Origin of the sequence: Neobacillus cucumis (assembly GCF_002860255.1) — a bacterium.
Taxonomy (GTDB): domain Bacteria; phylum Bacillota; class Bacilli; order Bacillales; family Cytobacillaceae; genus Neobacillus; species Neobacillus cucumis_A.
The window spans coordinates 111,447-136,664 of sequence record NZ_PGVE01000035.1 but is presented as its reverse complement, the minus strand read 5'-3'; the positions used below and the strand labels follow the sequence as shown (position 1 = coordinate 136,664).

25 protein-coding genes and 1 other annotated feature are annotated in these 25,218 nt (G+C 39.8%); all 25 genes read right to left on the bottom strand.

Annotated features, from left to right (window positions below; all coding sequences use genetic code 11):
- Positions 1-66: 66 nt before the first annotated feature.
- The 25 genes from pyrE to ftsZ all read right to left on the bottom strand — a co-directional run bounded on the left by pyrE (position 67) and on the right by ftsZ (position 25,211).
- Positions 67-720: an orotate phosphoribosyltransferase gene (pyrE, locus tag CVD27_RS08075; protein WP_101647385.1), complete on the bottom strand. Its 654-nt coding sequence runs from the start codon at positions 718-720 to the stop codon at positions 67-69.
- A complete protein-coding gene (pyrF, locus tag CVD27_RS08070; RefSeq protein WP_101647384.1) occupies positions 717-1,433 on the bottom strand; it encodes an orotidine-5'-phosphate decarboxylase in 717 nt (238 codons plus the stop codon). The genes pyrE and pyrF overlap by 4 nt, the downstream gene beginning before the upstream one ends.
- Positions 1,405-2,346 carry a dihydroorotate dehydrogenase gene (locus CVD27_RS08065; protein ID WP_101647383.1) on the bottom strand — a complete coding sequence of 314 codons (942 nt, stop codon included), beginning with the start codon at positions 2,344-2,346 and terminating at the stop codon, positions 1,405-1,407. The genes pyrF and CVD27_RS08065 overlap by 29 nt, the downstream gene beginning before the upstream one ends.
- A complete protein-coding gene (locus CVD27_RS08060; RefSeq protein ID WP_101647382.1) occupies positions 2,343-3,116 on the bottom strand; it encodes a dihydroorotate dehydrogenase electron transfer subunit in 774 nt (257 codons plus the stop codon). The genes CVD27_RS08065 and CVD27_RS08060 overlap by 4 nt, the downstream gene beginning before the upstream one ends.
- Positions 3,113-6,319: a carbamoyl-phosphate synthase large subunit gene (carB, locus tag CVD27_RS08055; RefSeq protein WP_101647381.1), complete on the bottom strand. Its 3,207-nt coding sequence runs from the start codon at positions 6,317-6,319 to the stop codon at positions 3,113-3,115. The genes CVD27_RS08060 and carB overlap by 4 nt, the downstream gene beginning before the upstream one ends.
- Entirely contained in the window at positions 6,312-7,403 is a 1,092-nt protein-coding gene (locus CVD27_RS08050) for a carbamoyl phosphate synthase small subunit (protein WP_101647473.1), read from the bottom strand. The genes carB and CVD27_RS08050 overlap by 8 nt, the downstream gene beginning before the upstream one ends.
- Positions 7,400-8,686: a dihydroorotase gene (locus CVD27_RS08045; RefSeq protein ID WP_101647380.1), complete on the bottom strand. Its 1,287-nt coding sequence runs from the start codon at positions 8,684-8,686 to the stop codon at positions 7,400-7,402. The genes CVD27_RS08050 and CVD27_RS08045 overlap by 4 nt, the downstream gene beginning before the upstream one ends.
- A complete protein-coding gene (locus CVD27_RS08040) occupies positions 8,646-9,590 on the bottom strand; it encodes an aspartate carbamoyltransferase catalytic subunit (RefSeq protein ID WP_101647379.1) in 945 nt (314 codons plus the stop codon). Before CVD27_RS08040 ends, CVD27_RS08045 begins: the two co-directional genes overlap by 41 nt.
- A 161-nt stretch (positions 9,591-9,751) precedes the next feature.
- The gene (locus tag CVD27_RS08035) at positions 9,752-11,056 is read right to left on the bottom strand and encodes a solute carrier family 23 protein (RefSeq protein ID WP_101647378.1); all 1,305 of its coding nucleotides are present in this window, start codon (positions 11,054-11,056) and stop codon (positions 9,752-9,754) included.
- A gap of 169 nt (positions 11,057-11,225) precedes the next feature.
- Positions 11,226-11,768, bottom strand: coding sequence for a bifunctional pyr operon transcriptional regulator/uracil phosphoribosyltransferase PyrR (gene pyrR, locus CVD27_RS08030; RefSeq protein ID WP_101647377.1), 543 nt, complete (start codon positions 11,766-11,768; stop codon positions 11,226-11,228).
- Positions 11,769-11,959: 191 nt separating this feature from the next.
- Complete coding sequence (locus CVD27_RS08025; protein ID WP_101647376.1) at positions 11,960-12,865, bottom strand: RluA family pseudouridine synthase; 906 nt, start codon at positions 12,863-12,865, stop codon at positions 11,960-11,962.
- The gene (gene lspA, locus CVD27_RS08020; protein WP_101647375.1) at positions 12,837-13,328 is read right to left on the bottom strand and encodes a signal peptidase II; all 492 of its coding nucleotides are present in this window, start codon (positions 13,326-13,328) and stop codon (positions 12,837-12,839) included. The genes CVD27_RS08025 and lspA overlap by 29 nt, the downstream gene beginning before the upstream one ends.
- Positions 13,329-13,427: 99 nt before the next feature.
- The gene (locus tag CVD27_RS08015) at positions 13,428-13,724 is read right to left on the bottom strand and encodes a hypothetical protein (protein ID WP_101647374.1); all 297 of its coding nucleotides are present in this window, start codon (positions 13,722-13,724) and stop codon (positions 13,428-13,430) included.
- 176 nt (positions 13,725-13,900) lie between these two features.
- Positions 13,901-16,672 (bottom strand): isoleucine--tRNA ligase, encoded by a 2,772-nt coding sequence (gene ileS, locus CVD27_RS08010; RefSeq protein ID WP_101647373.1) that lies wholly within the window; start codon positions 16,670-16,672, stop codon positions 13,901-13,903.
- Positions 16,673-16,750: 78 nt separating this feature from the next.
- Positions 16,751-16,988: a binding site (T-box leader), on the bottom strand.
- Positions 16,989-17,038: 50 nt separating this feature from the next.
- Positions 17,039-17,554 (bottom strand): DivIVA domain-containing protein, encoded by a 516-nt coding sequence (locus CVD27_RS08005; RefSeq protein ID WP_101647372.1) that lies wholly within the window; start codon positions 17,552-17,554, stop codon positions 17,039-17,041.
- An 84-nt stretch (positions 17,555-17,638) separates the two neighbouring features.
- Positions 17,639-18,412: a YlmH family RNA-binding protein gene (locus tag CVD27_RS08000; RefSeq protein WP_101647371.1), complete on the bottom strand. Its 774-nt coding sequence runs from the start codon at positions 18,410-18,412 to the stop codon at positions 17,639-17,641.
- Between the two features lie 31 nt (positions 18,413-18,443).
- Complete coding sequence (locus CVD27_RS07995; protein ID WP_101647370.1) at positions 18,444-18,707, bottom strand: YggT family protein; 264 nt, start codon at positions 18,705-18,707, stop codon at positions 18,444-18,446.
- Between the two features lie 5 nt (positions 18,708-18,712).
- The gene (locus CVD27_RS07990; RefSeq protein WP_101647369.1) at positions 18,713-19,198 is read right to left on the bottom strand and encodes a cell division protein SepF; all 486 of its coding nucleotides are present in this window, start codon (positions 19,196-19,198) and stop codon (positions 18,713-18,715) included.
- Between the two features lie 12 nt (positions 19,199-19,210).
- A complete protein-coding gene (locus CVD27_RS07985) occupies positions 19,211-19,888 on the bottom strand; it encodes a YggS family pyridoxal phosphate-dependent enzyme (protein WP_101647368.1) in 678 nt (225 codons plus the stop codon).
- 6 nt (positions 19,889-19,894) lie between these two features.
- Complete coding sequence (pgeF, locus tag CVD27_RS07980; RefSeq protein ID WP_101647367.1) at positions 19,895-20,713, bottom strand: peptidoglycan editing factor PgeF; 819 nt, start codon at positions 20,711-20,713, stop codon at positions 19,895-19,897.
- A 70-nt stretch (positions 20,714-20,783) separates the two neighbouring features.
- Complete coding sequence (locus tag CVD27_RS07975; RefSeq protein ID WP_101647366.1) at positions 20,784-21,053, bottom strand: YlmC/YmxH family sporulation protein; 270 nt, start codon at positions 21,051-21,053, stop codon at positions 20,784-20,786.
- An 88-nt stretch (positions 21,054-21,141) separates the two neighbouring features.
- Positions 21,142-21,921, bottom strand: a complete 780-nt coding sequence (sigG, locus tag CVD27_RS07970; RefSeq protein ID WP_040204876.1) for an RNA polymerase sporulation sigma factor SigG — start codon at positions 21,919-21,921, stop codon at positions 21,142-21,144.
- A 224-nt stretch (positions 21,922-22,145) separates the two neighbouring features.
- Positions 22,146-22,865 carry an RNA polymerase sporulation sigma factor SigE gene (gene sigE / locus CVD27_RS07965; RefSeq protein ID WP_101647365.1) on the bottom strand — a complete coding sequence of 240 codons (720 nt, stop codon included), beginning with the start codon at positions 22,863-22,865 and terminating at the stop codon, positions 22,146-22,148.
- Between the two features lie 45 nt (positions 22,866-22,910).
- Positions 22,911-23,852: a sigma-E processing peptidase SpoIIGA gene (gene spoIIGA, locus CVD27_RS07960; RefSeq protein WP_101647364.1), complete on the bottom strand. Its 942-nt coding sequence runs from the start codon at positions 23,850-23,852 to the stop codon at positions 22,911-22,913.
- A gap of 216 nt (positions 23,853-24,068) precedes the next feature.
- A complete protein-coding gene (gene ftsZ, locus CVD27_RS07955) occupies positions 24,069-25,211 on the bottom strand; it encodes a cell division protein FtsZ (protein ID WP_101647363.1) in 1,143 nt (380 codons plus the stop codon).
- Positions 25,212-25,218 lie beyond the last annotated feature (7 nt).

Sequence of the window (25,218 nt, the reverse complement as noted above, 5' to 3'; positions counted from 1 at the left end):
ATTATGTTGGCTCCCTTTTTCTATTTATCAGCACTTTTTACATTTTTTTGTTTGATCAAGATAGTTTTATTTTATCAGAGATTCTGCTTCTTCGAACTTTTGGCTCCAGACAGCTGGATCTTTACTCCATAAAAGCAGACTTTCTTGATTTTCTGCACTTACATAACCCTTAGAAATGGCCACTTCAATTAAGGTTGAAAAATCAGTTAATGAAAAACTCTTTATATTTTCTTCTGCAAATACTTGTTTTCCTTTTTCAAGGCCGTATGTAAAGATGGATACGACCCCAAGAACGTCACAGCCCGCTTCTTTCAAAGCATGAACCGCTGTAACCACACTGCCTCCAGTGGAGATTAAGTCTTCGACCACAACGACCTTTTGGCCAGCCTCGGCTTTTCCTTCAATTTGGTTGCCCTTCCCATGACCCTTAGCTTTTGAACGAACGTAGCACATTGGAAGGTCCATCAGGTCGCTTACCCATGCAGCATGAGGAATGCCAGCAGTAGCAGTTCCAGCAATAACTTCAGCTCCCGTGAAATGTTCTTCTATTAGCTCTTTCAGACCTGCAGCAATGGCTTTCCTAACCTCTGGATAAGAAAGTGTTAGACGATTGTCACAATAGATTGGGGAACGAAGTCCTGATGTCCATGTAAACGGCTCCTCTGGCTTTAAGGCAACCGCATTAATTTCTAGTAGTTTTTCTGCAATTAAGTGTTTCATTGTTTTACTCCCTTCCATGCTTCCATCCATTGATCATAAGTATTTAGCGGTTCCAGTGAACGTGTAATGGACCGTCCAACCACGATCGAACTTACCCCCATTGTCCGAGCTGCTTCAGGTGTTGTCACGCGTTTTTGGTCTCCTACTTGGTCTGAAGCCATCCGAATTCCCGGACATACTGTCAAAAATGATTGTCCTGCCTTTTCCTTAATCAAAGCAGCTTCCCATGCTGAGCAAACAACCCCATCTAAACCTGCTTGTTTAGTTATGGAGGCATAATGAAGAACCGATTCCTTCAAGGAGATCGGAATTAGCTGTTCTTTTTGCATTTGTTCCTCAGATGTACTAGTTAATTGAGTTACAGCGATACAGTTAGGACGCGTTCGTCCAGCGGGGGTCCCTGCCTCTAGCCCTTCAAGTGCCGCCTGCATCATATCTATTCCACCTGCAGCATGAACATTGACTAAATCACATTCTAATCGGGCAAGACCCTTCATCGCACTTTTCACTGTATTAGGAATATCATGAAGTTTTAAATCTAAAAAAATACGATGTCCTTGCTCTTTTAATTGATGAATGATAGAGGGACCTTCCTGGTAAAACAACTCCATCCCCACTTTAACAAAAAGCTCTCTGCCCGCAAACGGCTTTAAAAATTGGTTTACTTCATTCATGCCGGCAAAATCAAGCGCGATTATAAGCGAGTTGTCCATTTTCTTTCCAGCTCCTTCCTGTACATTCACTGATATGTTCAAATCCTAGTTTTTCAAGTAGTTCAGGCAGTTCCTCGATGATCGTCGGACAAACAAACGGATCAACGAAATTGGCGGTTCCAACTGCAACTGCACTAGCTCCAGCATAAAAATACTCGATAACATCACCAGCCGTCTCAACGCCGCCCATTCCAATGATCGGAATCTCAACAGCCTGGCTGACTTCGTGAATCATCCGAATCGCCACTGGCTTTATTGCTGGGCCGGACAATCCACCTGTTCGATTAGCCAGAATCGGTTTGCCGGTTTTTAAATCAAGTCTCATCCCAATTAGGGTATTAATCATGGTCAAACCATCCGCACCACCAGCTTCCACCGCCTTGGCCATTTCTACAATGTTCGTTACATTTGGTGACAGCTTTACATAGACTGGTACCTCTGAGACCTCTTTTACCTTACGAGTTAATTGCTTAGCAATTTCAGGTATGGTTCCAAAAGCAATCCCACCTGTTTTTACGTTGGGGCAAGAGATATTCAATTCTAGTGCATGCACATTTGGTGCTTTGGAAATCTCACGAGCAACCTCAACATAATCCTCTTCAAGCGATCCGGCCACATTTGCAATAATGGGAACATCATATTGAGACAAAAATGGCAGTTCTTCGCTTAGGACCTTTTTAAGTCCAGGGTTTTGCAGACCAATGGCATTTAACATTCCCGCAGAGGTTTCGGCCACACGCGGTGTTGCGTTTCCGAACCTAGGTTCAACGGTTGTGGCTTTAATCATAATGGCACCAAGTACGCTCAAATCATAGAATTGGCTGTACTCTCTTCCAAACCCAAAGCAGCCGGAAGCAGGCATAATGGGGTTTTTTAAGTTTAAACCTGGCAATTCGATGCTCAATCGATTCATATCAATACCTCCCCGGCTCGGAATACAGGACCATCACTGCAGACTTTTTTATAAGAAACTCCTGTTGGATCGTCTTTCTTTTTACATACACAGGCAAAGCAGGCACCAATGCCGCAACCCATTCGTTCTTCTAAAGATAAGAATACTTTTTTATCAGAATAATTTTGTTCAATAGCTCTTAACATCAGGGTCGGCCCGCATGTATAGATACAATCAAACTGCAATTCTTTCATTACATCTGTTACAAAGCCTTTTATTCCATAAGAACCATCCACAGTCGTTACATAGGTTTCCCCATTTTTTAAAAATTCCTCTTCGTAAAAGACTGCTGAAGCCGTCTGGAAACCAAGTACATGGATGACTTTTACACCTTTTTCAACTAACTGATTTGAGAGTTCATATAATGGAGGAACGCCAATTCCACCCCCAACAAGTAAGACTGTGTCACCGATGCTTATCTCGTCCACAGAAAAGCCATTACCTAGTGGACCAAGGATGTCAACGAACATCCCTGGTCTTAATTCTGCCAGCATGGAAGTACCTCTTCCATCTTTACGATAAATCATTGTTAAACTTTTCTGTTCAAAATCGTACGAGGAAATACTAATTGGTCTTCGTAACAGTGGATCCAAGCCATTTGATACTTTAATATGGACAAATTGACCTGGTGACGTGATTTGCGAAACCAACTCGCCATTTATGGTCAGCTCATAGATATCTGAAGCTATTTCTTTTTGGCTTAGAATTTTGCATAACTCTTTTTGGATCATGCAAACACTGCCTCCTTTTTCATCGCTGCCATTGGTTCTGCTGAGAAATTCATGGATTCAATCACTTTTAGGATCGCATCAGCCGTGTCTAGTGAAGTTAAGCATGGAACTCCATTTTCAACAGCTTCCCGGCGAATTCTAAATCCGTCACGTTCCGGCTGTTTGCCTTTTGTTAATGTATTGATAATGAACTGTGCTTCTCCATTATGGATTACATCTAAAAGTGTTTTTCCTTCCGCACCAATTTTTCCTACCACTTTCACTCGCAGGCCTGCAGATTCTAATACAGCCGCTGTTCCGCTTGTTGCCATTAATCGATATCCGTTCTCTGAGAAACGTTTCGCAAGTTTTAAGGCTTCCTCTTTATCCTTATCAGCTACAGTAAACAATACTGTACCAAACTGCTGGATTTTCATACCTGAGGCAACTAAACCTTTGTATAGAGCTTTTTCAAGTGTAACATCCTTGCCCATTACTTCTCCGGTTGACTTCATTTCAGGTCCAAGCGTGATATCAACACTCTTTAGTTTTGCAAAGGAGAATACCGGAACTTTGACGTATACTCCTTCTTTTTCAGTGACAAGACCTGGGATGAAGCCTTGGTCAAGAATGGAAACCCCAAGAATGGCTTTTGTCGCAATTTTGGCCATTGGAACATTCGTAATTTTACTTAGGAAAGGAACGGTTCGGCTGGATCTCGGGTTAACCTCTAGTACGAATACTTCATCTCCTGCCAGTACATATTGAATATTTAGTAATCCAATAATGTTTAAGCCCTTCGCTAATCTCTCTGTATACTCGACAAGGGTTTGTTTTACCTTCTCACTAAGAGTTTGCGGCGGGTAAACCGCAATCGAGTCACCAGAGTGGACCCCAGCTCGTTCGATATGTTCCATGATGCCTGGGATTAAGACATTGGTGCCATCACAAATCGCATCCACCTCAATCTCTTTTCCTGTTAAATAACGGTCAATTAAGACTGGATGTTCAGGGTTAACTTTTACAGCGTTTTGCATGTAGTAAAGCAATTCTTCTTCACGATAGACAATTTCCATTGCTCTTCCTCCAAGCACATAGGAAGGACGGACAAGGACCGGATAACCGATCTCACCGGCAATTACAAGTGCTTGTTCTACTGACATAGCTGTTTTTCCTAATGGCTGTGGAATATTTAACTTCTCAAGCGCCTGTTCAAATTTATCACGATTTTCTGCACGATCTAAATCTTCTAGGCTTGTTCCAAGAATTTTCACGCCGTTTTCAGCAAGCTTAGCCGCCAAGTTAATGGCAGTCTGACCGCCAAATTGTACAACTACTCCAATCGGTTTTTCTAAATCAATAATACTCATTACATCTTCGATGGTTAACGGTTCGAAGTAAAGCTTGTCGGAGATACTGAAATCGGTAGATACCGTTTCCGGATTATTGTTAATGATAATCGCTTCATAACCTGCTTCTTTAATGGCTTTTACAGAGTGAACTGTAGCATAATCAAACTCGATGCCCTGGCCGATTCGGATGGGTCCAGATCCTAGAACAATCACACTATTTTTCTCCGTTACAATCGACTCATTTTCGTCTTCATATGTGCCATAGTAGTAAGGTGTTGCCGATTCAAATTCAGCTGCACAGGTATCAACCATTTTATATACTGGGTTCATTCCAAGATTTTTTCTGATATTATAAATTTCTCTTTCAGATACATTCCATATTTGAGCAATTTTTTTATCGGTAAAGCCCTTTTGTTTTGCATCTTGTAAGAGTTCCGTATCAAATGGGTTGGATGCAAGGACGGATTCAAGTTCAATGATTCCTTCCATCTTCTTTAAGAAGAATAAGTCAATTTTACTCCACTCATGAATGGTATCTATGGTTAATCCACGTTTTAACCCTTCTGCGATGTAAAAGAGTCGTTCGTCGCCTGCTTTGCGAATCCTCTTCTCAAGTAACTCATCATCGATCTCAGATGCACCATTTAATTCGAAATGGTAAACACCTGCCTCAAGGGATCGGATGGCTTTCAACAAGGATTCTTCAAATGTACGGCCAATCGCCATAATCTCTCCAGTTGCTTTCATTTGTGTTCCTAGTGAACGGTTACCCGATTCAAACTTGTCAAACGGCCATCTTGGGATTTTTGTGACAATATAATCTAGTGCCGGCTCAAAGCTTGCGTAAGTTTTTCCTGTAACCGGGTTTAACATTTCATCAAGTGTTAAGCCGACCGCAATTTTAGCTGCAAGCTTAGCAATTGGATAACCTGTTGCCTTTGACGCTAATGCCGAAGAACGGCTAACACGTGGATTTACTTCGATAATATAGTAATTAAAGCTATATGGATCTAGGGCAAGCTGGACATTACAGCCGCCTTCAATTCCTAAGGCACGAATAATTTTTAATGAAACGTTGCGAAGCAGCTGGTATTCCCGGTCACTTAATGTCTGACTTGGAGCTACGACAATGGAATCCCCTGTGTGTACACCGACAGGGTCGATGTTCTCCATATTACAAACCACAATTGCATTGTCATTTCTATCACGCATTACTTCATATTCAATTTCTTTGAAACCAGCAATACTTTTTTCTAGCAGACATTGAGTTACAGGGCTGTGTTTTAGTCCGCTTGTGACGATTTCTTCTAATTCCTCATCGTTATGGCAAATTCCTCCGCCTGTTCCACCAAGGGTAAACGCAGGACGTACGATTACAGGATAACCAATTTTTTCAACAAATGCTTTCGCTTCCGATAATTCATGGATAATTTCACTGTCAGGTACAGGTTCATTAAGCTCATTCATAAGGCTGCGGAACAGGTCACGGTCCTCCGCTTGATTGATCGCAGAAAGTTTAGTTCCTAAGATTTCGACCTCGCATTCTTCTAAAACGCCTGATTTTGTTAAATCAACAGCCAGGTTCAGACCTGTTTGCCCGCCAAGTGTTGCGAGCAGTGCATCTGGACGTTCTTTACGAATGATTCTGCTGACAAATTCTACTGTTAATGGTTCGATATAAACTGCATCGGCAATCTCAGTGTCTGTCATGATTGTAGCTGGGTTCGAGTTTACTAAAACAACTCGATACCCCTCTTCCTTTAATGCGATACAGGCTTGTGTGCCTGCATAGTCAAATTCTGCAGCCTGCCCAATGACAATTGGTCCTGATCCGATTACTAGTATGGATTTAATATCTGTACGTTTAGGCATTTGCTGTTACCTCCTGTTTGTGCTTTTCCATCATGTCAATAAATTGGTTAAATAAGCCGTTGGCATCTTCTGGTCCCGGTGATGCTTCTGGATGGTATTGAACCGTAAAAGCTGGATAATCTAGATGTTTTAGTCCTTCAACTGTACCGTCGTTCACTGCAATATGGGTAATTTCTAATTTTGTATTTTTAATTGATTCTTCCTCAACTGTGTAGCCATGGTTTTGTGAAGTAATCGCGACTTTTCCTGTAGCTAAATCTTTAACCGGATGGTTTGAACCGCGATGACCGAACTTCATTTTTTCTGTATTGGCTCCACACGCTAGTGCAAACAACTGATGCCCTAAACAAATTCCAAACAGTGGAACTCGGCCTAATACACCTTTTAGCATGTCAATTGCTTCAGGTACATCCTTTGGATCCCCAGGTCCATTGGATAACATAATTCCGTCTGGACGTAACTGGAGGATTTCGTCTGCTGTTGTATGATATGGAACAACAACCACATCACAATCACGGTGATTAAGTTCACGTAAGATACCGTGCTTCATTCCAAAATCAACAAGGACCACTCTCTTTCCGCGTCCTGGGCTTGGATAAGCGTTTTTGGTAGATACTTGTTTCACTTGATTTGTAGAAAGAGGTGTTCTTCTTAATTGCTCTAAGACCTCGTTTGGATCCTTCTCAATACTGCAGATAGCCCCTTTCAGTGTTCCGTATTGACGGATAATCCGGGTCAATTTACGTGTATCAATCCCTGCAATCCCCGGAATTTTTTTCATATCAAAGTATTCATCCAAGGTATATTCATTTCTCCAGTTGGATGGGAAGTCTGCTGCTTCTTTTACAATTAACCCCTTTACAGCAGGATTAATTGATTCGAAGTCGTCCCGATTAATTCCGTAATTTCCGATCAGTGGATAGGTTAATGTGACAATCTGCCCGCAATAAGAAGGGTCGGATATGATTTCTTGATAGCCTGTCATACCTGTATTAAAAACAACTTCACCAATTGTTTCTGTATCACTGCCAAAGCCTTTACCGATAAAAATTGTTCCATCTTCTAATATAAGTTGTTTTTTCATACCAACACACATCCTTTTTCCCAAGCAATTTCTCCTCCAGCGATTGTCATCTCAGGCCAGCCTTTACATTTCCAACCGCCAAATGGTGTATTTTTTCCTTTTGATAAGAATTCTTCTGTGTTTATTTCACGTTCTTCTTCTAAGTTCAATAGTACTAAATCTGCAGCCGCTCCTACTTCAATTTTTCCGTATGGAAGTCCAAATGCTTCCGCAGGCTTGACTGTTAGATAGTTTATTAATTCTTCAAGGGTCATGATATTCTTTAGGACAAAGTGGGTGTATAGCAGCGGGAACGCTGTTTCCAGCCCGACAATACCGAAAGGTGCAAGGGTCATTCCCTCCGCTTTTTCTTCTGCCGTATGTGGCGCGTGATCAGTTGCAATGAAATCAATGGTTCCGTCTAAGAGCCCTTCTATTAAGGCTTTGCGATCCTCTGCATCGCGAAGGGGCGGGTTCATTTTAAAGTTAGCATCAAGGCCAGGAATATCATCTTCAGATAATAATAAGTGATGTGGAGTTACTTCTGCAGTTACCTTAATGCCTGCTTTTTTAGCATCTCTAACAACCCGTACTGATTCTTTTGTACTGATGTGGCAGACATGATAGTGACAGTCTGCTGCTTCAGCTAGCAGTACATCTCTTGCAATTTGAACAGATTCGCAGATAGATGGAATTCCATTTAAGCCATGCTTCTTCGCGAATGAGCCATCATGGACAGAACCTTTATTGATTAATGTATTTTCTTCACAGTGAGCAACAATCGCCATGTCCAGTGCCGCTGCTTTACGCATCGCATCAAGCATCATGCTTGCAGATTGTACGCCAACCCCATCATCCGTAAAAGCAAATGCACCATGAGCCTTTAGCCCTTCAAAGTCCGTTAACTCCTGACCAAGCTGTCGAATCGTAATGGATGCATAAGGCAGCACCCTTACCTTCGCCGTATTCTTAATTCGGTCTTGCAAGTCCTCCATGTTACTAATGGTGTCAGGCACTGGTCTTGTGTTAGGCATGTTGGCAATAGTGGTAAATCCGCCTCTTGCTGCGGCTAGTGTGCCTGTTGCAATGGTTTCCTTTTTTTCTCCGCCTGGCTCACGGAGGTGAACATGTAAATCGATAAATCCTGGTGAAACTAATTTTCCCTGCGCGTCGACTGTGCGATCCACAACCGTACTGATTTGAGCCTCAATCTTTGTAATTTTGCCATCTTCTACTAAAATATCAGCTTGTTTTGTTTCTCCATTAGATGCTATGTAGCACGCGTTTTGAATAAGTAGTTTCATATCCGTTTCCTCCTTCAAGACTTTCGATTGATCTTTTTAGTGCTGCCATTCTGACATATACACCATTTTCCATTTGCTTAAATATCCTTGATCTTTTGCACTCTACAAGACTATCAGCGATTTCTACGTTTCTATTAACTGGGGCAGGATGCATGATAATACTGTCCTGCTTCATCATCTTTTCCCTTTCAAGCGAAAGTCCGTATTGTTTGTGATACTCATTTGCAGTAAAGCTGCTCTTTTGTTGATGGCGTTCATGCTGCACTCTCAGCAGCATAACAACATCGGCTTCTTGGATTGCATAATCAATAGGTCTGTACTTAGACATATCTGCACTGCGGGAGTCAAACCACTCTTCAGGACCTGAGAAAATCACTTCAGCCCCTAACCTTGTAAGGACATCAGCATTAGAACGGGCCACCCGGCTATGACGAATGTCTCCGATTATTGCGATTTTTAATCCAGCAAACTGACCAAACTCTTGATGGATGGTCATTAAATCTAAAAGCGACTGTGTAGGATGATGACCGCACCCATCTCCACCATTGATAATTGGTATATTCACTTTGCCTACTAATTCATCAAAGTAACGGTCTTGATCATGACGGATCACGACTGTTCTTACACCGATTGATTCTAATGTTTTCACTGTATCGTATAGTGTTTCGCCTTTTTGAACACTTGATGTCAGCACTTCAAAGTGAATAACATCAAGACCTAACCTTTTTTCAGCTACTTCAAAGCTGCTTTTCGTTCTTGTACTAGGTTCAAAAAATAGGTTGGCAGCAAATATTTTCTTTTCTGGATGCCACTCCATTCCCTTTTTAAAGTTATGAGCATCGTTTAAAATTTGATAAATCTCATCCACCTTTAATTCATTCGTGGTTAATAAGTGATGTAACATCCATTTCCCGCCTTTCAATGATAATAAAAACACCCTGACCAATTGGGATCAGGGTGTAATCAGACTACACTTTAACAAAGGCTAGGAAATACCCTATTCTTTGTTAAGCTTCACACCCTTTTAAGCCTCTCTGGACTTCCTTTAAAAGGTTATCTTTGTATTTATGCAGTTTGCTTATTTGCATCTTCTGCCTCAAACATATTTTCATCTGCCGCTTGTCTTCCAGGCAAAATTAGATTTAAAAGTACTCCGATGATGGCAGCTAAAGCCATTCCTTGAATTTGGATATTGAATGGAAGTTTCACAATCGCTCCACCGATTCCGAGAACCAAGATTACTGATGAGATGACAAGATTACGTTTATCACCGAAGTCAACCTTACTATCAACAAGCATTCTCAATCCTGATGAAGCAATGATTCCGAAAAGCAGGATGGATACACCACCCATAACTGGGGTTGGTATCGTTTGGATTAATGCTGTCACCTTACCGATGAACCCGAAGATAATCGCAATAACAGCTGCACCTGCGATGACGTATACACTGTAAACTCGAGTAATTGCAAGAACCCCAATGTTTTCTCCATAAGTCGTTTTTGGAGGACCGCCAATCAAGGCAGATATAATTGTTGCGGTTCCATCTCCTAAGATGGAACGATGTAGACCCGGATTTTTAATATAGTCACGGCCTACCACCTTACTTAAGACAAGCTGATGACCGATATGCTCAGACAGTGTAACCACTGCAACCGGTACGATAAGAGCGACAATATCCCAAGTGAGTTTTACCTTATAGCTCACAAAAGGAATCACGAATTCAGGCATTTCAAACCAATTTGCTTTTAAGACCGGGGTGAAATCTACAACCCCTACTATTAGTGCATAAATATATCCAACAATAATTCCAGCTAAGATAGGGATAATGCTTAACATTTTTTTAGCGTAGATCGAGAAAACAATTGTTGCCGCCAAAGTTACTAAGCCAACAGAGAAATGAAGCATGCTATATTTCCCAGCAGGGTTATTCATAGCCATTCCAACAGCAGTTGATGATAATGCTAAACCGATGACAATGATTACTGGACCTACAACGATCGGAGGTAGTATATTCATAACCCAACGGTGTCCAGACTTGCTAATTACTAGTGCGACAATCCCGTATACGAGTCCAGCGATAAAGGTTCCAACCATTGCAGCACCAGGTCCGCCTGTTTCATTTAGTACTTTTATCGGTATGATGTAGGCAAATGATGAACCTAGGTAAGCAGGAACCCTGCCTTTTGTTATCAAAAGAAAGGCCAGTGTTCCAAGTCCACTTGAGATTAAGGCAAGCGCCGGGCTTAATCCAACAAGATATGGTACAAGTATGGTCGCTCCAAACATGGAGAATAGATGCTGTAAACTTAAGGTAAACCATTGACCTGGTTTTGGAATATCTTTTACGTCTAGAGTAGGTTTGTTATTCATAGTGTGTTTCTCCCCCAAAAATATGGTTTATCATTATTGTCTTCTTTTTCGCCATAAAAAAACCCTCATTGTGTAGATGAGGGTACAAAGAGGGTATAGAAATGCCATAGAATGAATGGCTTTTCCCCTTTGTCAGCCTCACAGGACTGCCTTTTAAAAGGGCTGCTATTTATTTGTCAAAAATACTTACTTGGTCAATGTTATCAACTTCAACTAGTTGAACAACAATTTTTTCATCGCTGGATGTTGGTACATTTTTACCTACATAATCCGCTCTAACTGGTAGTTCACGATGACCTCTGTCAACAAGGACTGCCAGTTGAATGGAAGCAGGCCTACCTACATCCATTAGAGCATCGAGTCCAGCTCTAACTGTTCTGCCTGTATATAGTACATCATCAACAAGAATGACTTTCTTTTCACTGATTTCAACGGGTATATCTGAACCCTTTACAAGTGGTTCTTGGTTTTCCGTCTTTTTCGTCAAATCATCCCGATAAAGGGTTATGTCAATCTCACCGACTGGGATTGGACTTCCTTCAATTTCTTCAATTCGTGAGGCTAGGCGTTTTGCCAAATAGATTCCCCTTGTACGAATGCCTACAAGCACACATTCCTCAATACCTTTATTTTTTTCAATAATTTGGTGAGCAATCCTTGTCAGTGCCCGACTGATGGCTTGTTCATCAAGGACCAGAGCTTTTTGGTTCATGTTACACCTTCTTTTTATTATCTTAAAATAAAAAACCTCTCACCGATCTTGGCGAGAGGAAGACATGTTAATTCAGTTACAGGCCTTGTCCTGCCTATAACATAACCGTTTCCTTCTCAGCCTCACGGGACTGAATTAAAGGCTTATTAAACTATACTCATATTAACCCATATCTAGGCTAACGTCAATCATTATTTACGAAGTTGTTCAAGAAGTTGCTCAAAATCTTTCGGTAACGGCGCTTCAAATTCTAAATATTCCTTTGTTCTTGGATGAGTAAATCCAAGAATGCCTGCATGAAGGGCCTGCCCCTCGATGTCCAATGTTTTTCTAGGACCATATTTAGGGTCACCGGCAAGCGGATAGCCAATATATTTCATGTGAACACGTATTTGATGAGTTCTTCCTGTTTCTAATTGGCACTCCACAAAAGTAAAATCTTTAAATCGCTCTAGCACATGAAAATGTGTAACAGCATGTTTGCCGTTATCAACAACAGCCATACTTTGTCTATCTTTTGTATCCCTGGCTAGCGGTGCGTCAATGGTACCAAAATCATGCGGAATGACCCCATGAACAATTGCTTTATATTTACGTGTTACAGTCTTCTCCACCAACTGATTAACAAGGCTTTCATGAGCCATATCGTTTTTTGCAACCATCAGTAGTCCCGAAGTATCTTTATCGATACGGTGAACAATCCCGGGTCTTAACACACCATTAATACCAGATAAATCCTTACAGTGTGCCATTAATCCATTGACCAATGTTCCAGTCATATGCCCAGGGGCAGGATGAACCACCATACCACGTGGTTTATTTACGACTAATACATCTTTATCTTCATAATAAATTTCTAAATCCATTTCTTCCGGTATGACATCTAATTCTTCAGGTTCTGGAATGGTTATTTCAATTACATCATTCAGACTGCATTTGTAGTTAGTTTTAACAGGCTGTCCATTAACTAAGACGTTTGCATCTTTGATCCACTGCTGAACCTGTGTACGTGACCATTCTTCGTCGAGACCTGAAATGACCTTATCGATACGGTCCCCTTTTTGGTCTTCAAGAATGGTGTGTTCCATTTTCTCCATATGATTTCTCCTTTGATCCCCGCTCATCTAGCAGCATTTGAATCATTAACAAAATAACACCGATTACTAATGAAGAATCGGCAATATTAAAAACTGGGAAATTATAGCTGAAAATATACGTGTGTATAAAGTCAACTACCTCTTTTCTAAGGACACGATCAATAAAATTACCAATCGCACCGCCCAGCATTAATGCTAAAGAAACTCCCAGCAGCATTTTTCCTCTTGCGGCTTTGTACAGATAATAAATAATAGCTACAATAACCACTATGGTAATAACATAAAAAAGCCACATTTGACCTTGAAGGATTCCCCATGCCGCTCCGCGATTGCGGTGAGATGTAATATACAAAACATTATCAATGATTGTAATACTTTCGCCTAAAAACATGTTCTTAACAATCAACCATTTTGTAAATTGGTCTAATAAAATTACAAAAATTGCGATTAAGTAATAAAACACTCTAAAATACCTCCAGATAAAGTCGACAAGAGTAAGCAACTTGCTTTTCTAATCTCCTCTGCATTTTAGCATACTTAATCGCATAACGACAATGTAACATTATAAAAAAGCAGTTGAAAGGGGCTTTTTGTAATAGTTTTCTAAATCCTCTGTGTCCTTAATGGACCTCATCGTTGGGATCATTTTTAGTAAATCCTCGGGGATAAATTCACCAGAGATCTCACATTGTCCAAATTTTCCTTCTTCGAATTTCTGAATTGCAGCATTAATGTCGACTAGTTCTGCCTTTAATATGCTTGTCAGCCAAGTTTGTTTTTGCTGCTTATTTAGTGAACTTTCGATTTCTTTCTTCGTTTGACGGAGTTCTAAAAACAGCTTTTCCTGCATGGCATTCATAGTTGTTACCTCCGTGATTTGTCATTTGTAATATTATCTCCGTACCTTGATTCCTGACTCGGGAAAACAATTGACAGCCACAACAACTATTAGTGAAAAAGGTAAATTTTAAAAGTACTTTTATTTTGAATAAAAATAAAAAGCCCCCTGCCTTTTTGGAACAGGGGGCTAACAAATTATGCTAAGTGTGAATAGTTTTCTTTTACAACATCAGCACAGCGAGGACATAGAGTATTATGCTCTGGATCTTGACCAACCTCTGGTGTAACAATCCAGCAGCGTTCACACGTCTCACCTTCCGCCTTAGTAACCACAATTGCTGTTGTATCTAATTTAACAGCATTTTCAGGCGCTTCGTCATAGCTTCCGGCAACTTCAAAACCAGAGACGATAAACAATTGCTTCAAGTCTTCACTGATAGAATCAATTAGAGCTTTGGACTTTTCATTTACATATAAAGTAACTTTAGCAGTTAACGATTTACCAATTACTTTTTGATTACGTGCCTCTTCAAGGGCTTTTAACACGTCGTCACGGAGTGTCATGAAAGCGGACCATTTTTCTTCTAGAGCTTCTGCTCCTGCTAATTCCTGATATTCAGGAAGGTCTGTTAATTGTACACTTTCTTCTTTGACTGCCGGAATAAACTTCCACACTTCATCTGCTGTATGTGAAAGAATTGGAGAAACCAATTTCGTTAAAGCTACTAATGATTCATAAAGAACCGTTTGGATGGCGCGTCGTTCATGGTTATCAGCTGCCTCAATGTAGAGGACATCCTTCGCAAAATCAAGATAGAATGCACTTAAATCAAGGGTACAGAAGTTATTAACAGCATGATAAATACCGGCAAATTCATAATTTTCATAAGCATTACGCACATATTTAATTAATTTATTTAGCTTTACAAGCATAAATTGATCTACTTCACGTAAATCTTCGTAAGCAACCTTGTTTACTGCAGGATCAAAGTCCGCTAAGTTTCCTAGCAAGAAACGGAATGTGTTACGGATTTTTCGGTAAACCTCTGCGACTTGTTTAAGGATCGCATCAGATACACGTACATCTGCCTGATAGTCGACAGAAGCTACCCAAAGGCGTAAAATATCAGCCCCTAACTGATTCATAACCTTCGCAGGTACAACAACATTTCCTATTGATTTACTCATTTTTCTTCCTTCACCATCAAGGGCAAAGCCATGGCTTAACACCCCTTTATAAGGTGCTTTACCCGTAACAGCTACTGAAGTAGATAGGGATGAATTAAACCAGCCGCGGTATTGGTCTGAACCTTCAAGATAAAGGTCAGCAGGTCGTACTAAATCCTCCCTTTCAAGCAATACTGCCTGGTGAGAAGAACCAGAATCAAACCAAACATCCATGATATCTGTTTCTTTTGTGAACGTTCCATTTGGACTCCCAGGGTGTGTAAAACCTTCTGGAAGCAAATCTTTTGCCTCACGTTCAAACCAGATATTTGAACCATTTTCGCGGAAAAGATTAGAGACATGTTCAATCGTTTCATCCGTGATAATTTCTTCCCCATTTTCCGCGTAGAATACTGGAATTGGAACACCCCAGACACGTTGACGGGAAATACACCAATCGCCCCGGTCACGAACCATATTAAATAACCTTGTTTCGCCCCATGCAGGTACCCATTTTGTTTCTTTTACCGCTTCTAATAGATCATCCCGGAAATCTTTAATGGATGCAAACCATTGCGCAGTAGCACGGTAAATAACCGGTTTTTTTGTTCTCCAGTCATGTGGATAGGAGTGAGTAATAAACGTTAACTTAAGCAAGGCGCCAGCTTCTTCTAAGGCTTGAACTATCGGCTTATTAGCTGTATCGTAAAATAACCCTTCAAACCCTGTTGCCTCAGCTGTCATAACCCCTTTATCATCCACAGGACATAAAACATCTAAACCATATTTTTGGCCGACATAGAAGTCATCCTCACCATGACCAGGAGCAGTATGAACGCACCCAGTACCTGCATCAGTTGTAACGTGTTCTCCTAACATGACTAAAGAATCACGTTCATATAGTGGATGCGAAGCAAGGATATACTCTAAATCAATACCTTTAACTTTTTGAACAACTTCTGTTTCTTCCCAGCCAACTTCTTTCGTGAACGTTTCTAGTAGTGCCTCAGCCACAAGGTACTTATTTCCATTCGCAGAAACCACTACATAGGTAAGATCAGGATGGACCGAAATTCCAAGATTTGCTGGAATGGTCCAAGGAGTTGTGGTCCAGATGACAATCTGTGTATCTGTATCTAGGACGCCCTTTCCATCTTTAACCTTAAATCCAACATAGATAGATGGAGACTTTTTATCTTGGTATTCAATTTCAGCCTCAGCTAATGCCGATTCACTAGATGGAGACCAATAAACTGGCTTAAGACCTTTATAAATGTAGCCTTTTTTCGCCATCTCTCCAAACACTTTAATTTGTTGTGCTTCATATTCAGGTTTAAGAGTAATATATGGATTTTCCCAATCTCCTCTAACACCTAAACGCTTAAATTGAGTCCGCTGATTATCAATTTGTTCTAAGGCGTACTTTGTACAAAGCTCACGGAATTCAGCAACCGTCATTTCTTTCCGTTTTACACCTTTGTTGGTTAATGCCTGTTCAATCGGCAAACCATGCGTATCCCAACCAGGAACATATGGAGCATGATATCCGCTCATAGATTTAAAACGGACAATCATATCTTTTAGAATTTTATTAAGGGCATGACCCATATGAATATCTCCATTAGCGTACGGTGGACCGTCATGCAATACAAACATTGGTCGTCCTTTTGTCCGTTCCTGTACTTTTTGATAAATATTCATTTCTTCCCATTTTGACTGAATTTCAGGTTCTCTTTGGGGAAGATTGCCACGCATCGGAAATTCCGTTTTTGGCATTAATAACGTGTCTTTATATTCCATTTTCCACTTTCCTCCTACAATCCTTGTTCATATACTCAGAATAGCCATTAGACCATAAAAAAAAACCCTCTCATCCCAAATAGGGACGAGAAGGTTTTATTCCCGCGGTACCACCCTGATAGATAATACCTATTCGTACTATCCTCTTTATCATTCGTAACGTGAATAACACGCCAAAGCCTACTGTCCCTTTTAGGGAGTTCAACCTGGAACTCGAGGGTGATCTTCCAATTTTTCGACTATATCAGGCTTTCACCATTCCTGACTCGCTGGAAAAGTTTTAGAAAAATTGTACTGTCCCTTTCATCGTCAATTTCCATTCTATTTACTATGTTTGTAAATTATATGCTAATAAAAAGCATTTCGTCAAGCTAATGAATCTTCTTCTTCATGAATCTTTAATTCTGTTGCATCTACTTCATACTCTAAAAGATGATCCCAATCATCCGTGTTCAGCATGTCAAGCTGCGCTTCAATTAACATTTTAAAACGTGTACGGAATACTTTTGATTGTTTCTTTAAATCTTCAATTTCAAGCGCAATTTTTCTCGCTTTGGAAAGAGATTCATTTACAATGCGGTCAGCATTTTTCTCCGCTTCTTTGATAATAAGCTTGGCTTCCTTTTGGGCGTTCCGTTTTACTTCTTCCCCAGCTTCCTGGGCGATTATAATTGATTTGTTAAGTGTTTCCTCAATATTTACAAAATGGCCTAGTCGTTCATTCATTTCATTGAGGCGCTCTTCCAATTCCCTTTTTTCTCTAAGAACTAATTCATAATCTTTAATGACTTGATCAAGAAATTCATTTACTTCATCTTCATCATATCCACGAAAACCCTTATTAAATTCTTTGTTGTGAATATCTAACGGCGTTAACGGCATTGAAGCCACCTCCATGCAATCTGTACTTCGATATGTATAAGCAAATATTCGACAAGTTTTCCGAAAATCCTGCTTGATTTGCAATTATTTTTGTTTTCCGATGGTAATTCTCCATTTGTCCTTTTTGGTTTTTCCATCTAACCCCATAATCTTGGCCCTGCCTTGTCCTCTAACAGAAATCATATCTCCCTCTTCACATTGAAAGGAAGGATTCTCAATTAATGTCCAATTAACTTTGACAAGCCCATGTTGAATAAAAGCAAGGGATTTTTGCCGGGATAAATTATACATTCCTGAAATAACCGTATCTAACCGTAAGGAAGATACAGTTAGATCCTTTTCATCCCACAACTCTGAAGAGGCAATGGCATTTTCGATATTCGTTTCGACCAATTTAACCCCTGCCCTGCCAATCGATTCGACATTGTTTTTTATAAATTGACTGATCTCAGTAGCAGCAAAAAATTGAACACGCCCCTCACTAATCAGTATGTCACCAAATTTCCCGCGTTTTAGACCTAGAGACATAAGTGTCCCTAAAACCTGCCGATGTTCAATAGTGACGAACTTACGAGGATATTGAATCTCAAATAAACTGATTTGGAAATCATCTTCATTTGGAACTAAATAATCCGGATAGATGAGTGCCCTGTTTCTTTCTAACCCTGAAGTTCCCCCAAAAAGTTCACATTTAACCTCCCCATGCTCACCAATTAGCATATTGAGAATGTGCTGCTCTCTAGGATCAAGAAAATCAGTTAGTTTAGGGGCGTACTGTTGTTCCACATTGCTTTTCCATTGTAAGACCTGGTCTATATATTCACGTTCCTCAGGCCGGAAATGCTGATAAATATTCATCTCTCTAAACACAACCTAATGTTAGTTATCTTTAAGCCAGCCACGTATAAACACTATGTAAACCACTGCTGGCAAAATTTAAAACAAGGAATGCCACAATTGGTGAAATGTCCATCATCCCAATAGGGGGAATAATTTTTCTAAATGGCTCTAAGTAAGGCTCACAAATCCTAGCCAATATTTGTCCAATCGAAGATTCCCTTGCATTTGGAAACCAAGACATCAATATATAAATAATCAAGGCCCAGGAATAAATCTCAATGATTTTCTGTAATACAGTAAAAACTAAAGCCATTCACATTACCACCTTGTATTTTGGTTATCGTGCTCAGGTAGAAGCTCTGATATATTCCCGGTTACTTCCACATTGTCAGGCGTACATAAAAATATGCTTGGGCCAATCTTTTGAATGTCTCCCCCAATAACATAGACAGCCCCACTTAAAAAATCTACAATTTGCCTGCCCTGTTCATGGTCGATACTTTGAAGGTTCACAACAACAGCACGGCGGTTCTTTAAATGATCTGCAATGACTGTTGATTCTGAGTATGTTATTGGTTCCACTAAGATTACTTTCGAAGATTTGTTTGCAGGTGTCGTTGTCATTGTCGTTGTACCTGACGTACTAACTGGCTTTGGTATGCTTTGGAAACTGACCACATTTTGACTTTTAATAACTGGCTGTTTTTGCTTAACGGGCACCGTTTTCTCTTCATATTCATCATTATTATCATTATATTCATCATCTAAAAAGAAAAATGTTTTTAGTTTGGATTTTAGCGTCATTTTCTTCACTCCTTAACCGTCTTCACCGACTAGTGCTGTACCTATTCTAATCATTGTTGCCCCTTCTTCAATGGCAAGGGCAAAATCGTTTGACATACCCATTGAAAGATTTTCACATGGGGCAGACTCCAACTGCATCGTCTGAACTTGATCACGAAGTTCTCTTAATTTTCGAAAGCAATCACGAAGAATCTGTTCATCATCCGTATAGGGAGCCATGGTCATTAGACCATCAACGACAATATTTTCAAATTTTGCAAGGGATTCAATAAAGGGAATGGCTTCCTTTAACGAAAGACCATGTTTTGATTCTTCACCTGAGACATTGACCTGGACAAGACATTTTATTTTTTTGTTAGCCCGCTTATTTATTTCTTCGGCAAGTGAAACACGATCGAGTGAATGTATATATTCGACCTTATCAATAATGTTTTTCACTTTCCGTGTTTGAAGAGACCCAATATAATGCCATATAGGCTTGTCCTGTAATACTTCCCACTTTTCTAACAGACCCTCATCACGGTTTTCACCGAGATTAGTAATACCTGCATTAAAAGCTTCCTGAGCTCTTTCAATGCTGACATATTTTGTTACTGCAATCAATGTCACTTCTTCCATTTTTCGATTGACTTTCTCACAAGCTTCATTTATTTGTTGACTAATTCGCTTAAGATTTTCAATTACTCTCATGGTGAACTAATTCTCCTTCCAGCCAATAAAACTCATCATTCTTCCTGTCTTGCCTTTGTCACGGCGGTGAGAGAAAAATTCCTCTTGATCGCAGCTAGAACATAATTTTGTCCATAGTATATTTTCCTCCGGAACACCGGAGGCAAGAAGAATCAGTCTATTTAAGTCCTGTAAATTAAGGGAATATTGCCCCTCTGTAAGTAAATTATAGGATAATGCTGCGCCTACTTCTAGTGATTTTTCTACAAAGTTAATAACATGCTGGTCAACAATATAACATTTTTCGCAAATAGAAGGTCCAATTGCGACAAAAATCTGTTCTGGTTTTATTCCCTCTTGTCCCCAAGCTTTAACCATTTTATTGGCGATCAGCCCAACGCTTCCTTTCCAGCCTGCATGAGCAACTCCAATCATCCTGCGTTCAGGGGCAATAAAAAAAAGAGGGACACAGTCAGCAAAACAAAGTGTTAACAGAATTCCCTCTTCATCCGTATAAAAACCATCAGTGCCTTTAAAGGCATTATCGTATGAATCGGATCCAGTTCCACGATCTTTTTTTGTAATTTTCTTCAAAAAGGTGCCGTGTGTTTGTTCAGCCCCCACCCAAGCGTTTAATGGGATTTGCAGCAATTCAGCCACTTTTTCTCTATTTGAACAAACATTCGTTAAATTATCACCAACATGAAATCCAAGGTTCAATGTTTCAAAGTATCCCTTGCTCGTCCCTCCGTTTTTGGTTGTAAAGCCAGCTACCAATTTCGGAAATTGTGTCATCCAGCTATCAATTGATAAATAGGATTCATTTTTTTTCACAAAGGGTTCCATCAAATTACCTCATTATGTTTTTCTATAGTTTACCATGAAAAGAATAATTGGTCACCGCGAAACACAAATATCAATCCTCTGGTTGTGCCCCAATCAATTCATTGCTGCCATTATATCTAACTAAAATGACGTCTTGACCAATCTTTAGAATATTTCTCCAGGGTATGACAATCTCTTCATCTTTACCAAAAAAACCAAGAACCCTGCCATTCCCGGAAATGATAACAGCTTCAATCTTGCCTGTTGTTAAGTTAATCTCAATATCCCCTATATTACCAAGCCTTTTACCATCCGCTACGTTCACGACATCTTTTATTTGGAATTCTGAAATTTTCACCATCCACCACTCCCGCTAACATACTATTATCACTATATGATTCAAGAGGCTTTTTTATCTATAAAAAATAAAGCTGTCCTGGTGGACAGCTTTAACTTTGAATATTCTTATTCATTTGTCTAATGGCCGCTTTCTCAAGTCGTGAGACCTGTGCCTGAGAAATTCCAATTTCATCAGCGACTTCCATTTGTGTTTTCCCTTGAAAAAACCGCTTTCGTAAAATCAGTTTTTCTCGTTCATTTAGTCTTCGCATGCCCTCCTTAAGGGCAATCTCTTCAATCCAATGAATATCTTTATTTTTTTCATCACTTAACTGGTCCATTACATAAATTGGGTCACCGCCATCATTATAGATGGGCTCAAATAAGGATACCGGATCTTGAATTGCGTCAAGAGCGAAGACGATTTCCTCATGTGGTACCTCTAAGACCTTGGCGATTTCCTCTGCAGTCGGTTCACGTGAAGTCTCGCTCATCAATCGTTCTCTCACTTGAAGGGCCTTATAGGCAATATCTCTTAAGGAACGCGACACACGAATTGGATTATTATCACGTAAATACCTTCGAATTTCTCCTATGATCATTGGTACGGCATAAGTGGAAAACTTTACGTTTTGACCTAGATCAAAGTTATCAATTGATTTCATGAGTCCAATACAGCCAACCTGAAATAAGTCATCAACAAACTCGCCACGATTATTAAAGCGCTGAATAACGCTAAGGACTAGGCGTAAATTACCGTTGACAAGCTTTTCGCGAGCACTTATATCGCCCTCTTGCATTTGCTTGAAGAGTATTCTCATTTCTTCGTTCTTTAAAACAGGAAGTTTTGATGTGTCTACACCGCAAATTTCAACTTTATTTCGAGTCAATCCTTTTCCCTCCTCACAGGAGCTGCTGTACAAAAAACAGTATCTCCCCGAGAAGGAAAAATATGCACCTGTCCTTGGTCAAGGAGAGGTGCATAAATGTCGAAAGATGCAATAACCTCATGAATTGATTAGGTTTTTTGAGGTGGAAAAATTTTTCTTTTCACCAAAAACCTTGTTTGATTAAATCTTGATTTCAGACTAAGTTATTCGATCATGATCCTATTTTAAACCATTTTATTGAATTCCTTGCGCAGCCTTTTAATAATGCGTTTTTCCAATCTAGATATATAGGATTGGGATATCCCAAGCATATCGGCAACATCCTTTTGCGTTTTTTCTTCTCCATTGGTCAGACCAAATCTTAACTCCATGATTTGCTTTTCACGGTCTGTCAGCTGGTGTAAGGCCTTTGTCAGCAGCTTTCGATCTACACTTGCCTCTAAATCCTTTGTAATTATATCATCGTCTGTTCCCAAAACATCTGATAATAATAACTCATTTCCATCCCAATCAATGTTTAGGGGTTCATCAAACGATACCTCTGATCTTATTTTATTATTACGTCTTAAGTACATAAGAATTTCATTTTCAATACACCTTGAAGCATATGTAGCAAGTTTTATTTTCTTCTCCGGATTAAACGTATTAACGGCTTTAATTAGTCCAATGGTTCCAATACTAATAAGGTCTTCAATGTTTATGCCAGTATTCTCAAATTTTCTGGCAATGTACACTACTAGACGAAGATTTCGTTCAATCAGGATGGATCTTGCTGCTTTATCCCCTCCTGGAAGCTTTTTTAATAAAATCTCTTCTTCGTCCTTACTTAAAGGAGGTGGTAATGCTTCGCTTCCACCAATATAATAAACTTCATCCGTTTTTAATCCTAGTTTTATTAATAATTTATACCAGTAGTAAGATAAGCGAAATCTCCAATTTTTCATGTATGTTCCTCCTTCTAAAAAATGTTTTTTCTGAGTATAGTGATATTAACTTACCTTCACAGCCCCTCCTTGCTGCTTTGGTCCCGTCAGCATTTTAGGATGAACGATACATTGAAAGGCATCATCCGCTGAGAGTTGTTGCATCGTAAAAGATACAAGACCCTTTTCACACAAATATTGAACCCCATTATGCTCGATTAGAATCAAATCAGGTTTAATCGCGACTATCAGTTGATGCTCTTGTCCAACAACCTTGCACGGAATGATTCTTAGTCTATGCTGCCATTCATCCGGAACCTTTTGATTTCCCATGATGAATTGTTCTGGATCCGCTGCTGCGATTTTGCCAATAGACTCAGGAACAGATTCGCTTTGGTTTTTAACTGAGACAAACATAACAGGCAATTTAGACAAAGGGTCATACAGTTGATTCCCGCTGTCGACCAGTCCCTTGAAATGTAATGTCTCATTCTCGATTTGTAGTTGGACATTGACAATTTGATCAAATTGAATCTTCGTCATTTCCATACCTTCCACATTTTTCCTTGCAAAGTGCCAGGCTAATGGAAAACCGATAAGAACAAAAAGCCAGCTTATGGGGTCACCAAACCCCTTTACACTTGACGCTAGTACCTTTACTGAAAGTTCTAAATCAGATTGAATAAAATAATGGGCCCCCATTAAGCCTCCGCCAATTAAAAAAGTAGATACATATAGCGTCATTAAGGCTTTAAAGAAAAAAGAAAGCCGCTTAAATCCAAAAGCTATTAGTATCATGAACATCGAACAAATAAGTTTTGCAATGGGATGACTGGTATAGGCATGAAGAGGTGTAAACGATAATAAAATGATCAATGACCCTATAAAACCACCGGCAAGTAATCTCCAGATTTGTATTCTTCTTTTAAGAAAAATAGCTGTTAAGTATAGGAGAAGGCTATCAAATAACAAATTAAGAGCCCAAATTACATCAAGATATACCGTCAAGCGAGCTTCCTCCTTAATTCAGCTATTGGCTACTCCAAATTTCTATTCTTCTGTTTACGAAAAAGTATAACGTACTTTCCTAGCGGAAGTGTGTCACTTTCTGTAATCAAAATATCAGAAATTTTCACAAAACCCACCGGAATTTGTCATATTAATATGGTTGAAAATATTAAAAAAAGCGCAGTGCCTAGCACTGCGCTTTTTTTAATATAAAAATTATCTTCTTCTATTTCTGTTTCGTAAGAAAGTAGGGATATCAAGTGCATCCTCTTGTGAAACATTAGTATGACGGACTGGTTCTGATTGAGGAGTTTCTTCTCGTTTATGCTCTCTCTTGACAGGGTTGACGGAAGATTTGTTTACTTGTTGTCCAAAAGAAGGACGCGTTACTTTTGGCTGTGTTACTTCTTCACTAAAACCAGTTGCAATAACTGTAACTATAATTTCATCTTTTAAGTTTTCGTTAATTACAGAACCGAAGATCATATTAACTTCTTGGTCTGTAGCCGTTGCCACGATATCAGCAGCTTCTTGAACCTCGTATAGACTCAAATTAGAGCCACCAGTAATATTCATTAACACACCTTGAGCACCATCAATGGATGTCTCAAGCAATGGTGAATTAATTGCCTTTTTAGCTGCTTCTGTTGCACGATTTTCACCTGCTGCAACCCCAATACCCATTAAAGCTGATCCCTTATTGGACATAATGGTTTTTACGTCGGCAAAATCCAAGTTAATTAATCCTGGTGTAGCAATTAAATCGGAAATACCCTGAACACCTTGACGCAATACATTATCTGCCTCGCGGAAAGCTTCAAGCATTGGTGTACTTTTATCAACAATTTCAAGAAGACGGTCGTTTGGAATAACGATAAGAGTATCAACAGCTTCTTTCATTGCTCCAATTCCGCCTGATGCTTGGTTTGAACGTTTTTTACCTTCAAAGGTAAAAGGACGAGTGACCACACCAACAGTTAAGGCACCTAAATCACGAGCAATTTGCGCAATAACAGGTGCTGCACCAGTACCGGTACCTCCACCCATTCCAGCCGTAACAAATACCATATCAGCACCTCTCAGTGCCTCTTCAATTTGTTCTTTACTTTCTTCTGCAGCTTTTTTACCTACTTCTGGATTCGCACCTGCTCCAAGTCCACGGGTAAGCTTAGCACCAATCTGCATTTTCACTTCAGCTTTTGATAGATTTAAAGCTTGCGCATCTGTATTTACGGCGATAAATTCTACACCTTGTACACCATGTTCAATCATACGGTTTACTGCGTTATTGCCTCCGCCGCCAACTCCGATTACCTTTATTGTTGCAAGAGAATCTAAATTTGTATCAAATTCTAACATGACAAAT

Coding starts and splice junctions, on each gene's coding strand:
- CVD27_RS07995 (WP_101647370.1), bottom strand. CDS start 18,707: ATGGCTTTAGTTTTTACTGTATTACAGAAAATCATTGAGATTTATTCC.
- pyrR (WP_101647377.1), bottom strand. CDS start 11,768: ATGAACCAAAAAGCTCTGGTCCTTGATGAACAAGCCATCAGTCGGGCA.
- CVD27_RS08035 (WP_101647378.1), bottom strand. CDS start 11,056: ATGAATAACAAACCTACTCTAGACGTAAAAGATATTCCAAAACCAGGT.
- CVD27_RS08015 (WP_101647374.1), bottom strand. CDS start 13,724: ATGAATGCCATGCAGGAAAAGCTGTTTTTAGAACTCCGTCAAACGAAG.
- pgeF (WP_101647367.1), bottom strand. CDS start 20,713: ATGGAACCCTTTGTGAAAAAAAATGAATCCTATTTATCAATTGATAGC.
- CVD27_RS08065 (WP_101647383.1), bottom strand. CDS start 2,346: ATGAATCGATTGAGCATCGAATTGCCAGGTTTAAACTTAAAAAACCCC.
- CVD27_RS08040 (WP_101647379.1), bottom strand. CDS start 9,590: ATGTTACATCACTTATTAACCACGAATGAATTAAAGGTGGATGAGATT.
- CVD27_RS07990 (WP_101647369.1), bottom strand. CDS start 19,198: ATGACGCTAAAATCCAAACTAAAAACATTTTTCTTTTTAGATGATGAA.
- sigE (WP_101647365.1), bottom strand. CDS start 22,865: ATGAAAAATTGGAGATTTCGCTTATCTTACTACTGGTATAAATTATTA.
- pyrE (WP_101647385.1), bottom strand. CDS start 720: ATGAAACACTTAATTGCAGAAAAACTACTAGAAATTAATGCGGTTGCC.
- ftsZ (WP_101647363.1), bottom strand. CDS start 25,211: ATGTTAGAATTTGATACAAATTTAGATTCTCTTGCAACAATAAAGGTA.
- CVD27_RS08045 (WP_101647380.1), bottom strand. CDS start 8,686: ATGAAACTACTTATTCAAAACGCGTGCTACATAGCATCTAATGGAGAA.
- carB (WP_101647381.1), bottom strand. CDS start 6,319: ATGCCTAAACGTACAGATATTAAATCCATACTAGTAATCGGATCAGGA.
- CVD27_RS07975 (WP_101647366.1), bottom strand. CDS start 21,053: ATGGTGAAAATTTCAGAATTCCAAATAAAAGATGTCGTGAACGTAGCG.
- CVD27_RS08000 (WP_101647371.1), bottom strand. CDS start 18,412: ATGAATATTTATCAGCATTTCCGGCCTGAGGAACGTGAATATATAGAC.
- CVD27_RS08025 (WP_101647376.1), bottom strand. CDS start 12,865: ATGGAGAAAATGGAACACACCATTCTTGAAGACCAAAAAGGGGACCGT.
- CVD27_RS08060 (WP_101647382.1), bottom strand. CDS start 3,116: ATGATCCAAAAAGAGTTATGCAAAATTCTAAGCCAAAAAGAAATAGCT.
- CVD27_RS08050 (WP_101647473.1), bottom strand. CDS start 7,403: ATGAAAAAACAACTTATATTAGAAGATGGAACAATTTTTATCGGTAAA.
- pyrF (WP_101647384.1), bottom strand. CDS start 1,433: ATGGACAACTCGCTTATAATCGCGCTTGATTTTGCCGGCATGAATGAA.
- CVD27_RS07985 (WP_101647368.1), bottom strand. CDS start 19,888: ATGAGAGTAATTGAAAATCTTAAGCGAATTAGTCAACAAATAAATGAA.
- CVD27_RS08005 (WP_101647372.1), bottom strand. CDS start 17,554: ATGCCGTTAACGCCGTTAGATATTCACAACAAAGAATTTAATAAGGGT.
- ileS (WP_101647373.1), bottom strand. CDS start 16,672: ATGGAATATAAAGACACGTTATTAATGCCAAAAACGGAATTTCCGATG.